Genomic DNA, 14,693 nt, shown 5'->3' with positions numbered 1-14,693 from the left:
TATTGCCTCTTTATCAATCAATGCATGTAAGGATGGATAATCCAGGTGGGAGGACCGTCGAGATTCCATCCATGAGAAGCGATAGCGCCAATTCGCAGGCGAGCGGACGCGTCGTCCTTGCGGCCACCATCCTGGGGTCGAGCATGGCGTTTCTTGACGGGACGGTGGTCAATGTTGCGCTTCCTGCGCTGCAGAATGCCTTCCACGCATCGCTCGCAGACGTGCAGTGGGTCGTAGAAGCGTACGCTCTTTTGCTGGCAGCGCTGCTTCTTGTCGGCGGTTCTCTGGGAGACATTTTCGGCCGTCGCAAGATCTATATCTGCGGAGTTGTTGTGTTCGCCGCCGCTTCTGCATGGTGCGGCCTGGCCCAGGACATCCACATGCTGATCTGGGCACGTTCCCTGCAGGGTTTTGGCGCGGCGCTGTTGGTGCCGGGAAGTCTGGCGCTAATCACAGCTTCTTTTCCGCCGAGTACGAGAGGGCAGGCTATTGGTACATGGTCCGGATTTTCCGCGATCACCTCCGCCATTGGTCCTGTCATCGGCGGCTGGTTGATTGAGCACTCCACGTGGCGCTGGGTCTTCTTTCTGAATCTTCCACTTGCGCTGGCAGTGATTCTGTTGTCCGCCAGAGTTCCGGAAAGCCGCAACGTTGAGATCTCGCGTCGTGTCGACTGGTTAGGCGCTCTCCTGGTCACGCTGGGGCTTGGCGGCATTACCTATGGCTTAATCGAGTTGCCCAGTCGGGCGCTCCCTAACCCCAGGATGATTGCAGCGGCCATCATCCTGGGAGTCCTTCTCCTGGTGGCGTTTGTCGCGGTTGAATATTACTCTAGGGCTCCCATGGTTTCGCTCACGCTGTTTCGCTCGCGAAACTTCACGGGTGCGAATCTGCTGACTCTATTCCTGTATGCAGCCCTCGGCGGGCTGATGTTCTTCTTCCCCATGGACCTGATCCAGATCCAGCACTACACAGCAACGCAGGCAGGAGCAGCATTTCTTCCCTTTGTGGCAATCATGTTCGGTCTTTCCCGCTGGGCTGGCGGTCTGGTAGCACACTACGGCTCTCGACTTCCGCTGACAGTTGGACCTCTGGTGGCAGCCGGTGGCATCGCCCTCTTCGCGATCGTTCCGCAGAATGGGAGTTACTGGGCCGCATTCTTCCCGCCCATCGTAGTTATGGGGCTGGGCATGGTGATCAGCGTCGCTCCTTTGACGACGACGGTCATGAACGCCGTTCCAGATTCCGAGTCCGGACTTGGCTCAGGAGTCAATAATGCGGTCTCGCGTTTGGCCGCTCTGCTTGCTGTGGCGGCCTTTGGCGCGGTTTTAGCAACGGTGTTCAACCATGCTCTCGATCAACATCTCTCCCAATTGACCATGAGTCCCGATGTTCGTGCGCAGGTCGACGCCGCCCGGCCGCAGTTGGCGGCAGCGCACAATCCAGCACCCGCAGTTCAGTATGCGATCACCGAATCGTTTCTAAGCGGCTACCGTTCGGTGATCTGGATCGCGTCGGCACTTGCGGTGTTGAGTTCGCTTACGGCGTGGCTGCTGATCGAGCCGGGTAGGCCCTCGTCTGCAGATGGCGTCTCCTCATGATTAACATCACGTTACTTCGAGATGAGATCTGACCGCTTATGCCTTCAGCGGGAACCGTGCAGGCAGGCTCTTTCGAGCTTGTGTATTTCGTTACGGTGCTTCAGACTGCTTGTGCAGGTCGAAATCGACTTCGGGTTCGTGAATGTTCCGCACTGTGCGCACGTCCTCTTTCTTGTCAGTACGTGCATCTCCGGGCAGCGTAGGCCGACACAGCGTATGGTTTCAGCTTGCGCTTGCCACTGTCCTGCTGTGCGGTACGAATAGCCGTGGGCAAACTCTAACCATCGAGCCCGCGAGTACTCTTGTCGATCACCCGGTGGTCATTCGTGCAGGAGGGCTCACGCCTGGAGAGGCGGTTTCGATTCGTTCGGAACTGGAAGATGCCGCCGGTCATACCTGGCGGGCGGACGCACAGTTTATTGCGGATGAAACCGGCTCACTGGATCTGTCGAAGTCGCCGGCGCTGAAGGGTAGTTACCGTGGAGTCTCTGCGATGGGGCTGGTTTGGGCGATGCGATCCAATGGCGAGGCGCATATCTATCAGGCTCCACACAATCTGGGGTCGCAGAATATCCATTTCACCCTGCATAGCAAGACGGGAGACGCGACCGCACAACTGGAGCAGCGCAGTCTGGATAACGGAGTGCACATGGTCCAGGTAAATGGATTGCTTCACGGCGTATTGTTTTTGCCGTCGGAGAGTATTCCAATGCCAGCCGGAGAGGTTTCCGACGGGACGTCCGCGAGTGCGAAGCGTCCTGCACTTCTGGTGGTCGGTGGATCAGAAGGTGGCACGCCGGTGCGCCGGGCAGCCTGGCTGGCGAACCATGGTTATGTAACTCTCGCTCTTGCCTACTTCCATGCGCCAGGACTCCCGGATCAATTGCGAGATATCCCGCTCGAATATTTTGGCAGCGCCCTGCACTGGCTCGCCGATCGTCACGAAGTCGATCCAGAACGGATAGGCGTTGTGGGAGCATCGCGAGGTGGAGAACTGGCGCTTGAGTTGGGCTCACTTTATCCAATTCTGCACGCGGTTGTGGCGTTCGTTCCGGCAGATGTGCGTGTGCCGGCTTGTTGCGACGGCGGCGGTGGCGCCGCCTGGACATGGCATGGACGGCCTTTGGCATATGCCGGCGTACAGGGATACGGTAAGTCTCCGGACCTGCCCGCTGAGATTGCTGTTGAGAATACTCGCGGCCCGATCCTGATGATCTCAGGCAAGGATGACGGAGTGTGGCCTTCGTCGCAGATGACCGCTAGGATTGAGTCACGCCTGAAAGAGGCACATTTCAGGTATGAGGTGGAACGGCTTGATTATCCAAAGGCCGGACATCGCGCCGGTGCTCCTGAGATTGCTCCGGCCTGGACCGGGGCATTGCGGCATCCCGTTTCCGGCCAGCCGGAAGAGCTTGGTGGGACTCCAGACGGCAATGCAAATTCGGGTCTGGATGCCGCACCTCGCATACTCGCATTCCTTGCAAGGTCATTCAGCACAAAGGTTCCAGATACTGCAGCTGCTACTGTTCCCAGCCGCTGAAGGGTAGCCGGCAGGAAATCTCCAGCGGAAGGTGGTACAACTGAAACGGAGAACGATCTTCTGCGTTAAAGAATGCAGAAGGTCAAAAAAGGAAAATGCACAGGGTTCGAACCATCGTCGGAACAGTTGCGGTCGTCCTGGCCCTGGTTTTTTCCTGCGTCTCCGCTCGTTGTGAAGCGCTCTGCGATCTGGGACAGGTGAAAGCTTCCGGCACAGCGGGTTCAGACAGATCCACGCAAACGCAGGTCGTCTCCAAAGCCCAAGCGAGTGAGATGGGCGACATGCCCGATTGCGGAGCTATGCATATGACGGAGTCCCAAAGCGATGCGGGATGCTACATCGTAAGCTCCGGGCATCACCTCTGCGGACATGACGATGCTGCCATTGCCGAATCGACGCGCGACTGGCAGCCGAACTGGACTGTCATTGCAGTCGTTGTTGCGATCGTCACAGCGCAGCCTGTTCTTCAGGCTTCTCATACATCGCTTTCTACGGAAGAGCCGCCGCCAGGCCCTCTTACCGCTTTCGAACTGACCTCCATACAGCGCGTCTAGGCGTAGTTCTTTTCCAGCGACATATCCTCTGTCGCTGGCCGGAGTGCGCCATTTTGCTTCTATCTTCTTGAAGCTGTACAGCGTTCCGCGCCGGTGACTCCAACTCTCTGTCCTTATTCAATGGAGTTTTTATGGCGAACCGCCGCTCGTTTCTGCAGAGCGCATTTGGCCTGGGAGCCGCTTTTCTTTCGGCGAACAAGCTATGCGCGTCCACACCTCAATCCGCCGCCGAACAGTTGAAGCGCAAGCGTACCCGCGACCGCGGTGCGGCCTTCAATGTCCCGGTCGTTACGACGGACGTTGGCGATCTTGCCTACACGATGGACGGCAATACCAAGGTCTTCCACCTTGTGGCTGAGGTCGTGAAGCGACAGATTCACCCGGATAAGACGCTCGATCTCTGGGGATTCAACGGCAGCGCACCTGGTCCTAGCATCCAGGTGAATCAGGGCGACCACGTCCGCGTTATCTTCGATAACCATCTGCCGGAGCCAACCTCCATCCACTGGCATGGATTTGAAGACACCATCCAGAACGACGGCCAGCCGGCGATCAGCCAGCCTCCGGTGAAACCTGGCGGACGATTCGTTTATGAGTTCGACATTCACCAGGAGGGCACGTACTTCTATCACTCCCACATGGCCATGCAGGAGATGGCCGGCATGCTTGGCGCCTTCATCATGCATCCGAAGGAGCCGTATCGCCCCCACTGCGACAAGGACTTCCTGATTCATCTGCAGGAGTATGCCGTCCTTCCGAATAACACCGTCCCCAACACCATGAACATGGAGTTCAACTGGCTGGTCTTCAACGGGAAGGCCGCTCCGGCATCGACTCCGCTGATCGTGCGGCTCGGCGACCGTGTGCGTATCCGCTTTGTCAATCTTGGGATGGATCATCATCCGATGCATCTGCATGGCCACACGTTCTACACCACAGGAACCGAAGGCGGACGTATCCCCGAGGCAGGTTGGTGGCCGGGCAACACGGTGCTGGTAGGTGTCGCTCAGGCCCGCACGGTGGAGTTTGTTGCGAATAATCCAGGCGACTGGATGATTCATTGCCACCTCCCACATCACATGATGAACCAGATGTCCTCCGTTGCTGGAAAGATGACGCGCGCCGCCGGAATGCCGGCAGGCGGCGCCATGAATACCGGAATGGGCATGCTGACGGGTGAGCCTGGCGCTCCGATGGGAGAGGGCTACGGCCCCGCTCTCGGCCGCGGTCTCGGTGGCGTTGGCAACGCGAACGAGACGCCATCCACTAACGGTCCTCTCTCTCAGCAAAAGGCGATGGATGCCATGCCCGGTATGCAGCACAACATGAGTGAGAAGCAGATGGCGGATATGGCGAGCGATGTGGCCCAGAATGCGAACGACGTTCCCAACTTCCCGCAGGACGCCTACATGGAAGGGCCAATGATGGTGATGGATGAGGCGGTGGAGCGGCCGGAGAACTACGGCCTCAATGCCGGATGGAGCGGCTTCATGCAGGGCATGATGACCTTTGTGCGAGTGTTGCCTCCGGAAAAATATGACGAAGTCATCTCGCGTATGAAGCAGGCGAACCGGCCCAACGATCCCTACAAAACCATTCTGGAGCGCGCCTGAGATGAGGAGCCCTGTCATGACGATGAAACTCTATATTCCCTTTGCGATGATCGCTCTCTTCGGTAGCATCTCCATTGCGCAGGGCCAGGAACACAATGCAATGCCGTGCATGGAAGGTATGGATATGCCTGGTTGCACACCGGCAAAAACGCCATCCAACACGCAGTCGAAGCAACAACCGCAAGGCGCCGCGCAACACGAAGAGCATCAGGAACACAGCATGCCGGGAATGCAGCATCAACATCCCCCCGCGCAGACCTCCTCTCCGCAAAGTGGGCAGAGCTCACACGCCACCATGACGCTGCAGGAGCCCGAGAACCCGGAACACAAGACAGGGTCGAGTCTGCCTGCGCCGGAGCTGTTGAAGGAGGTTGCTGCACGGCCTCCCATGAATTTGGATGACTTCATAAAACTGGCGGATGCGAACAATCCCACGATCAAGGAAGCAGGCGCCTTTGTCCGTAGATCCCAGGAAAAAGCACGGCAGGCGGGTTTGTATCCCAATCCCACGGTCGGCTATCAGGGAGAACAAATCCGCGGAGGTTCTTATGGCGGCGGCGAACAAGGTGCCTTTGTCCAGCAGACCATAGTCCTTGGAGGAAAGCTGGGGCTGCGGCGCGATATCCATGCGCAAGAGAGCCGCTCGGAGCAGATTGGCGTGCAGGAGCAGACATATCGCGTCCATGCCGATATCCAGCAGGCATTCTTCGATGCACTGACAGCGCAGGAGACGGTTCGCCTGCGGCAACAGTTACTGGGAATCGCGCTCGATGCGGTTGAGACCGTGCATCAACTTGCGAATGTAGGCCAGGCAGATGCTCCAGACATACTGCAAACGGAGGTTGAGTCGGAACAGGCGAAGGTGGACTACACCGTTGCGCAGAGGCACTACCTTGAAACCTTTCGTGTCCTCTCTGCTCTCGCAGGCAAAGGAGAGCTTCCTGTCAGTCCCTTGCAGGGAGAGTTGGAAAAGACTCCTGATCTCAATGCAGAACAGATGACAGAGAGTGTTGTCTCCGAAAGTCCTACGGTGAAGCGGGCGCAGCAGGAGATCGTTGTTGCACAGGCACGCCTTAAAGACGCCAAACGGGAAGCGATACCGGACCTGCAGTTGAAGGCAGGGGAGCAGTACAACTTCGAGAGGATCGATGGCTCGCCCAACAAGGCGACCGGTCCACAGAGCTTTGCCAGCGCCGGTGTGAATATTCCGCTGTGGAATAGGAACCAGGGAAATGTGCAGGCGGCCAAAGCGGATATCGAGCGCGCCGAACAGTCGCTTCGCCGCGAACAGTTATCGCTGCGTCAGCACTCAGCACCGCTTGCACAGTCTTATGAGTCGGCTCGATTCGAAGCAGACCGCTATAAAACCCAGCTCATTCCTCGTGCCGAGCGCGCCTATCAGCTCTATCTGAATAAGTATCAGAACATGGCTCAGGCCTATCCGCAGGTGCTCGTCTCGCAACGAACACTCTTTCAACTGCGCGTGAGCTATGTGAAAGCGCTACGTGAAGTCTGGCGTAACGCGATTGCTCTCCAGAACTACACCTTGAGCGGAGGTCTTCAGGCTCCGGTCTCAAGCGATACGCCGAGCACCACGATCAATCTTCCTAACGCAACTGGAGCGCAGGAGTGAGCGCGATGCGGTACCGGTTCGTTCTGTCCATCGTTTCGTTGACTGTTCTGCTGCTGGCTTGCGCCGGCTTTCTGACATGGCGTTTCGTGCATCGCGGTTTCAGTACACGGAATCAACCCGGCAAGATTGAAGCGATGCTGGCGACAACGTTTCGCCAGGCGGCCATTCCTTCCGGCGAAATGGAGTTGAAGAACCCCATGCAGGCTACGCCAGATGTCCTTCGTGAAGGCATGGCGCACTGGGCAGACCACTGCGCGTCCTGTCACGGGAATAATGGCAGCAGCGAGACCATGTATGGGAAAACGATGTATCCGCGTCCTCCGGACATGCGGCGCGCACCGACGCAGGAACTCTCAGATGGGGAGCTCTACTACACCATCAAAAACGGCGTGAGGTTGAGCGGAATGCCCGCCTTCGGAGAGCCGGGAGACGATGATATCGACAGTTGGAAGCTCGTCGCTTTCATTCGCCATCTTCCAAAGCTGACGGAGCAGGAAGAGCTGCAGATGGAGCAGTTGAACCCGAAGACATCGGAAGAGCTTCAGGAAGAACGTGAGGAACAGCAATTTTTGAACGGTGGCGGAGCTTCTGCGTCACCGGAGACGTCTACAACGCACCGCTAACAGATAGGAGATTTCATGAAACGTTTGATTGCATTCATTGTCGTTATTTTGTTTGCCGGCCTGGCGTATGCCCATGAAGGGATGCAGCATGTGATGGGTACGGTGACGGCCGTCACCGCGGACAGCATAACGGTCAAGGCTATAAATGGAACAACGCAGACGGTTGTTCTGAATACGCAGACGAAGTATTCCAAAGGTACATCTGCGATCGCGCAAAAAGACATCAAGGTCGGGGATCATGTTGCAGTACACGCTTCAAAAAAAGGAGAGCAACTGATCGCTGCCGAAATCAAAGTTGGGACCATGCAAGGAACGGGCGATATGAAGGGGATGCATGGTGAGATGAATGGAATGGATATGTCTGGAGCCAAATCAAAATAAGCGGAGCGCGTTCGCCGGCGAGGAGAATACAAATGGATAAGGATGCATTCCAGCGATCATGGAGCCGTAGAACCCTGATGAGTTCGATGATGGGGATGGTTATCTCCATAACGGCGTTCGGGCAGACCGGATCAAGCTCACCGCCCGCATCGAATGCACATCGAAAACTCTCGCATAAAGAACTGAAAGCTCTCATCGCAAATGCGAAGACCCGGGAAGACCACCTCAGGCTTGCCGACTACTATCGTGCTGAGGCGAGCCGGCTGCGGAAAGAAGCCGAAGAGCATCAGGACCTCGCAACGGTGTATACGAAAGGCGATCTTTACGAGCCGTCGAAGACGGGAGCGGCGCAGCACTGTAAGCAGTTTGCCGATTTCTTCGCGCATGGGGCTGCGGAGGCGGACCAACTTGCTGCAGTTCACCAGAAGATCGCAGATCAGATGAAATAGACCGCAATTGCTTCGATCTTTCGATTCCCGGGCGCATCGGCACGTAGCCGGCGCCCGGATATCGGAAGGAAACAAGCTGGTTGTACCTCCAGCGAGAAACAGAACGCTGTTGCGGTCAAGCCTTCGGTGCTTCGCTGAAGATCTGCACGAGCCGGTCCGCAATGATCTTGTCCTCGCCATCTTTGATCTGCCAAAGAGCGAAGCCGAAGACACTCGGGTCTGAGGGACGACGGCGGCGTTCAGGGGGCGGTCCTGCGGGAGCGTCTGGATTGCGTCCGCGAAGTCCGCTTGCTCCCGCTCCCATGCTTCCAATACCGACAGGCTTTGTATCGGCGAGCTTCTGCATGACCTCCGGTCCGGTAATCTTCAGCTTTGCCGGATCGATATGCCAGCTATAGTGCGGCGTCACATTGCCCAGAGCCTGAGGGTTGAACTCCCGTGGAAGGGCCGTTACACCGAACTTCTTGATGGCATCGGTAATCACCTGCGCACGGGCATCGTACATCTTCAGCACTGAATCGTAGTCCTGGTTCACAAACAGCTCCAGGGCTTTCAGCAGCGCGAAGATGGTTTCTTTGCCGACTTTGCAGGGGCGGCCGATACGATCTTCCTGCGGACTCATGTTGAGCATCGACCAGCGGATCAGCTCTTCCTTGCCGATAAGAACACCGGAGGCCTGGGGGCCGCAGATATCCTTGCCGCCGCTGAAGGTCACCATGTCGAAGCCAAGCGCGGGATACTCCCACAGGCGTTCTTTGGGAGGAACATCGGCAGAGGCATCGTTGAAGGTATAGATGTTGTGGGCTTTGGCGATGGCAACGGTCTCAGGGCCGCTGACCTTGCCACGGTCTGACAGGATATTCGTGAAGTGGATCGCCAGCGTCTTCGGGTTGATGGCGGCGATCATCTCCTCGCGAGTCTCCACCTCGACCAGCTTTGCGCCTGTCTGGCGAATCTGATGGTCGAAGGGATAACGGTGACTCTTTTGAATGATGACCTCCGTCCGAGGAAAGCCGCTGACGTCAGGGCAGGAAGTGATGCGAGGTTCCAGGTCTTCGGTCATCATGCCCGCATAGCCGACAACCATGGCAGCGGCCGCGCCGGCCGTCACCAGGCCGGTGTAGCCTTCAGGCGACTTGCATAGCTTCGCAATAAACTTCCCGGCTGCGACTTCCAGCTCATTAATCAGGACAAAATGCTGGTTGCCCTGGCGCATCAGTTCCATGACCTCGGGTCTCATCACCGAGCCGCCGATCACTGTTACTGTTCCATTGATATTGATGAGGGGTGTGACCCCAAGCTCGGCATAGATATCGCCGGTAGAACCGAGGCCACTTGTAATCGGCACAATGGGATGGCCATCGACAGGGGGAATGGTCTGTTTGCCTTTTTTTGAAAACATCCCTTCGGCATTAAGCCTGGAAGGGCTGAGTAGATTGCCGGTTGCCGCCGCAAGCATCGATAGAAAAGAACGGCGATTCCAGCCGGATCCGAGATTCATTCTTTACTCCTTCAGATTCTTTGTGTGTTTCTTCGTTCGTGGATGAATCGGTCAGGCAATCACTCGTGCGCTGCCGACAATTTCAATGAGGGAATCGCCGGGAATCCATTCCACCGCCATGCAGGCACGGGACGGGGTTTTTCCCGGGGTGAAGTATGTCGCATAGATCTTATTTAACGCGTCATACTGCGCCTTGTGGGCGTCAAATCTGGCTTTTCCTGTAGGCGTGGGATTACTGTCCGCAAGCGGCAGGCAGAGAAAGACTTGCAGATTGAGGATGCTGTCCATGCTGCAACCATTCCGATCAAGAGATTTCTTCAGAGCATCCATGGTTCGGGTGACATGCTTCTCGAAGGGATCGGTCACGGTAACGTGATCCTCTTTGGGATACCCGTCATTCGATCCGGTTCCCGAAAAGTAATAGATGCCGTTATAGGTGTGGTTGCCGGTGGGGCGGGGCCTGTTGCCTTCCGGGGACGAAGGCGCGGTGGCAGATGGAGCTGATTGCTGTGCCGGGGTAGATTGTTGAGCTGGGAGCCTGGACGCTCCCGTGAGGATAGTTGCCATCGCTGCCAGCTTTCCAAAGAAGCTGCGCCGTGAGCTGGTCTCCACGAAATTCTCGATCACTGAAAGAGATCCTCCCTTTGCATCGTTTTTGGTTGAAAGCGACCTGCCTCGGATGAGGCAGGTCGCCTGCGTTCTAGAAGTGGTACTTGACGGAGAGTTGCAGTTGTCTCGGGCCGGAACGTACTGCGGTGATCTGACCGAAGGTGGAAGATGTCACGTTGCTGGTGGGATTACTGAGGTACGCGCTGTTGAAGACGTTATCCGCATCGGCGCGGAAGTTAACCTGTTGCTCACGCCAGATCGTGAAGTCCTTAGTGACGGAAGCGCCGTAAGTCTGGAAGCCGGGTGCGCGTTCTGAGGTGGGACGAGCGGTGCCGAAGAGGCCAGGCGCCGGCTGGCCATATGCGCATAAGCCGTTGTCGTCGATGGTAACGATCTTTGTTACCGAGTCCGTCTTGGTGCCACAAGGCTTTGCGGAAGGATCGGTGCCAAACCAGTTGTTGATGGAGCGGTTGACGATCTTGAGCGCTCGATAGTGATTTGCACGTAACGAGTTTCCGTTCACGCCGGAAGTGTTGTTCGAGGTATTTATGTTGACGGGAAAGCCGCTGTAGGTAACACCCGTCATGCCGATCTTCCAGCCGCCGATCAGTTCGTCTACGATCAACGGCATGTTGGCGCCGAACAGGCGCTTACGTCCCAGGGGAAGATCGTAGACCATGTTCCAGTTGACTGCATGGCGGACGTCCTGCCCGATGGGGCCGTATTCCGAATGGAGATCGTAGACGTTCTGTGCATACGCGCTGGCTGCGGTGATGCTGGGAACACCATAGAAGCCGGTGCTGTTGGTATTGCCATGGCTCCAGGTGTAGTTGACCGTGTATTGCAGGCCATGCCATTCACGCTGGCGGAAGCTGGTCTGCATGGCGTTGTAGTTCATCATGGCGTTGGAGTCGGTGTAGCGGATCACACCGTTGTAGCCCACACCGGGTGTCGCATAGAACGGAGCCGGCGCTTGCGCCAGGCAGGTTGCCGATGGAGTAGCGGTCACGGCTTGAACAATTCCGTTGATAACGCAGGGATTGTGAAGCTGGTTCCGCTGATTGGCCGTCACCAGGTGCTGTCCGGCTTCACCAACATAGCCAACCTGGACCGAAGCCGTGTTGTTGAGCTGATACTCCAGGGTCAGGTTGTAGATGCCAATGAATGCCGGCTTTATCTTCTTGTTCCAGACGTTGTAAACGTTGGAGCTGGCCGTGCCGCTGCCGAATCCATTTTGTACAAGGAAGAAGCTGCCAGTCCCACTGGGGCTTGCCTGTACGCCGGTGGCCTGATAGGTCGCCTGGAAGGGAAGGTTTGTCGTCATACGCAGGTTCGCACCGGTGCCTTCCATGTAGTTCTGCAACCCATATCCACCGCGGAGGACGAGCTTCGGAGTCGCTGAATACGCAAAACCGATGCGGGGCATGATGCTGCCGTAGTAAGGATCGACAAGTCCACGGCCATAGCCTGCTGCCCTGGCCTGTGCGCTGCCGTCGATCAGAATGACCGCTGGATTCCCCGGATCGATCGTCGACATCTTGTGATGGACTTCATAGATTGGTTGAACATACTCGTACCGTACGCCCAGGTTCAGTGTGAGCCTTGGAGTGACCTTCCAGTCATCCTGAGCGAAATAGGCGTCGCGCCACGAGCGCATTCCGACTGGGCCGGCGACTCCGCCTTTGCTGATGAAGCCGGCGCGGTTCAGCACAAAATCAGCCGCTGTATATCCGGTGCTGTATCCATTGGGGTTGCCATTCGGACTGGCTGTACCGGGGCCGAGATAGTAAAATCCGCCCAGAGAACCATCGTTGCCCGGATAGAAGTTGTTCTGCTGCTGACGAAGGAACTGCACACCGAATTTGATGGTGTGGCGGTTCTTGAGCAAGGTGAAGTTGTCGCCATAGAGAAACGTGTTCAGCGTGTAATTGGTGCCGAGATTTGCGTTACCGAGAGTGGTGTACTCCGTACCGTTGGAGGCCCGGAAGCCTTGTGGGCTGGCCGAATCGCTCATAGCGAGCGCAGAGAAACCGGCGAACGCCTGAGAGACGGCATTATTCGATCCGATGCTGAGGATCTTGTCGCCATTGAGTCCGAAGACTCCGGTCGGGTCCAGCAGCACAGCGCCGTTGTTTTGAATGCGGGTATAACCAGCGCGGAACTCGTTCACCATCGAGGAATTGAGGGTATGGACCTCATTGATCGCAACGCCGCGGACTGGGAAGGTCGGAGCGCTGGCGAAGCTGACCGGCAGAACATTGGTTGTGGTCTGTCCCTGCTCGGCTTTGCTGAACCGTACGGAGAGAGTGTCTTTCTCCGTGGCCTTCCAGTCGACTTTGATATCGAATTGATTGCCATAGTTCCGGTTCTTGGTTGGGCCCTGATAGTTATTGCGTGCCGGCGTATTGCTTCTATCCGGCGTGCGATTAGGCAGCGGATATACCTCCGGATGCGCGAACAGATAGACGGCAGCCGGGTTCAGGATGGAGACCTTGTTGTTCGCGTATGCGGGGGAGCCGCTCGCGGTCGCATCGTAGAGCTGAATCAAACGAGCGTTGGAAGTGCACACGCCGCCGGTGTCGCCGGAACACATAAGGCTGCGATCCAGAAGCTCGGAGAAGTCACCCTGTCTCATCTTCGTGGTAAGGACCGTTGCCGTTCCAATACCGCCGGAGTGGTACCGTCCGCCCTGGTAGTCCGCGAAGAAGAAGAGCCTGTCATGGAAGATTGGGCCGCCGAATGTCCCACCGAAGATATTGCGGGTAAAGGACGTCTTGGGAATGATTGTCGTGCCGTGTTTGTTGGCCCATGTGTTCGCGTTCAGGTTGAAGTTCGACAAGTAGTAGAACGCGCTTCCATGCCATTGATTGGTGCCGCTCTTGGTTTGATACAGGATGTCGCCGCCAAGCACATTGCCATACTCGGCGGGTGCGTTGGCAGAGATCACTTGCACCTGGCCGATGGCGTCGACGCTCGGGTTATAGCCGGGAATATCGTCCAGCGTCTGGTTGATATTCATGCCATCCAGCAGATATTGATTCGTCTGCTGCCGGTTTCCATTCACCGATACGCTTTGGTTCGAGCTGATAGGACCGGAGACTCCGGCCTGGTTTACGAAGCCATTTGGATTTGTGCTGACGGCGCCCGGTAGAAACATGGTGAGAGCAACAAGATTGCGGCTTACCAGCGGGATATTCTCAATGGCTCGCGTGTCGAGAGTTGTAGCAAGCGTGGGAGTCTCCGTATTAATCAGCGGCACAACCTCTGAGGTGACCTCGACGTTTTGTGCCTGGCTGGCCAGCAGCAATTTCATATCAACTTTGGCGTTCTGTCCGGTTTCAAGGACGAATGGACCGAATGTGGTAGTCGCGAAGCCGGCAGATTCGACCTTTATCTGATAGTTCCCAATCTGCAGAAAGCGAATGGCGTAGATTCCTTCGTGGTTCGTGGTGGTGGGTGTTGTCACACCGGTGTCGACGTTGACGGCCATTACTGTGGCATTGACAACGACTGCTCCGGTTGGATCGGTTACTGTTCCATTTACGCTGGCTGTGATCGTCTGTGCTAGCAGGGCACCGCAGGAAAACAACAAAATCGAACAGGCAAGCTGAACTGTTTTGATTAGTTTTTTCATCGTCTTTGACCTCGGAGAAATTGCTTTCAAAGGCCAGGTAGTTTCGTTGCACCTCCAACAACCATCTGGCCAACGTGCTCAAGCCGATGATTTGATCCGGAATGACTGTATGTGACAGACAAATCAAGTACTTTCCGCACGCATATTGGTGCGTTGAATTTTGCGCTGAGTGTGCGCTTTACGGCAGTGGCCGCGCCACAGGCAAATGACCTATGTCCAAAGATGTGAAGTTGATTACTTTCGCTAGAGGGCGTGTAGAACTGTCACAAACGTTAGCCCATTTTCCCTGTAGGTGTAGAGTGGGGCTTCCGCATCTATGGGCGTTTTCCGAAATGAAAACGCCGGTGCACTCCTCTTCCGGGATACCCAGCCACAGGGAAAATGGCTAGCCCATACTCTGGGTGCCCCATCCATCGCATCGCGATGGGTGGGATGTTCGAGCGCAGCTCGAATGAGGTGGGAACATAGGGGGCCCTGGCCAGCTCGCTGGCTGGGGTAAAGGCGTGGGCTTTTAGCCTACGGTATATCGACTTTTATCCTTTTATCGGCGGGCTG

Annotated in this window: 11 protein-coding genes; 8 read left to right on the top strand and 3 right to left on the bottom strand. The window is 56.5% G+C overall.

Annotated elements, in window-relative coordinates; all coding sequences use genetic code 11:
* The first annotated feature begins 71 nt into the window (after window positions 1–71).
* From FTW19_RS19925 to FTW19_RS19890, 8 genes are all read left to right on the top strand, one after another.
* Window positions 72–1,601, top strand: coding sequence for an MFS transporter (locus FTW19_RS19925; protein ID WP_222705479.1), 1,530 nt, complete (start codon window positions 72–74; stop codon window positions 1,599–1,601).
* Between the two features lie 154 nt (window positions 1,602–1,755).
* Window positions 1,756–3,141, top strand: coding sequence for an acyl-CoA thioesterase/bile acid-CoA:amino acid N-acyltransferase family protein (locus tag FTW19_RS19920; protein ID WP_187143069.1), 1,386 nt, complete (start codon window positions 1,756–1,758; stop codon window positions 3,139–3,141).
* A 95-nt stretch (window positions 3,142–3,236) separates the two neighbouring features.
* Window positions 3,237–3,695: a hypothetical protein gene (locus tag FTW19_RS19915; RefSeq protein ID WP_147649316.1), complete on the top strand. Its 459-nt coding sequence runs from the start codon at window positions 3,237–3,239 to the stop codon at window positions 3,693–3,695.
* A 131-nt stretch (window positions 3,696–3,826) separates the two neighbouring features.
* Window positions 3,827–5,308, top strand: coding sequence for a multicopper oxidase family protein (locus FTW19_RS19910; protein WP_147649315.1), 1,482 nt, complete (start codon window positions 3,827–3,829; stop codon window positions 5,306–5,308).
* A gap of 16 nt (window positions 5,309–5,324) precedes the next feature.
* Complete coding sequence (locus FTW19_RS19905; protein ID WP_187143068.1) at window positions 5,325–6,941, top strand: TolC family protein; 1,617 nt, start codon at window positions 5,325–5,327, stop codon at window positions 6,939–6,941.
* 5 nt (window positions 6,942–6,946) lie between these two features.
* Window positions 6,947–7,564, top strand: a complete 618-nt coding sequence (locus FTW19_RS19900; RefSeq protein ID WP_147649313.1) for a c-type cytochrome — start codon at window positions 6,947–6,949, stop codon at window positions 7,562–7,564.
* Between the two features lie 15 nt (window positions 7,565–7,579).
* On the top strand, window positions 7,580–7,945 hold the full coding sequence (locus FTW19_RS19895) for a DUF5666 domain-containing protein (protein WP_147649312.1): 366 nt from the start codon (window positions 7,580–7,582) through the stop codon (window positions 7,943–7,945).
* 32 nt (window positions 7,946–7,977) lie between these two features.
* The gene (locus FTW19_RS19890) at window positions 7,978–8,394 is read left to right on the top strand and encodes a hypothetical protein (protein WP_147649311.1); all 417 of its coding nucleotides are present in this window, start codon (window positions 7,978–7,980) and stop codon (window positions 8,392–8,394) included.
* Between the two features lie 115 nt (window positions 8,395–8,509).
* On the opposite strand, the gene FTW19_RS19885 is transcribed toward FTW19_RS19890, so the two are convergent.
* From FTW19_RS19885 to FTW19_RS19875, 3 genes are all read right to left on the bottom strand, one after another.
* Window positions 8,510–9,895 (bottom strand): aminotransferase class V-fold PLP-dependent enzyme, encoded by a 1,386-nt coding sequence (locus FTW19_RS19885; RefSeq protein ID WP_147649310.1) that lies wholly within the window; start codon window positions 9,893–9,895, stop codon window positions 8,510–8,512.
* Between the two features lie 51 nt (window positions 9,896–9,946).
* Window positions 9,947–10,522, bottom strand: coding sequence for a RidA family protein (locus FTW19_RS19880; RefSeq protein WP_246153411.1), 576 nt, complete (start codon window positions 10,520–10,522; stop codon window positions 9,947–9,949).
* A 73-nt stretch (window positions 10,523–10,595) separates the two neighbouring features.
* Complete coding sequence (locus FTW19_RS19875; protein ID WP_147649309.1) at window positions 10,596–14,138, bottom strand: TonB-dependent receptor; 3,543 nt, start codon at window positions 14,136–14,138, stop codon at window positions 10,596–10,598.
* Window positions 14,139–14,693 lie beyond the last annotated feature (555 nt).

It is taken from the genome of Terriglobus albidus (assembly GCF_008000815.1).
In the GTDB taxonomy this organism is placed as follows: Bacteria; Acidobacteriota; Terriglobia; order Terriglobales; family Acidobacteriaceae; genus Terriglobus; species Terriglobus albidus_A.
This window is presented reverse-complemented; position numbering and strand designations above follow the sequence as displayed.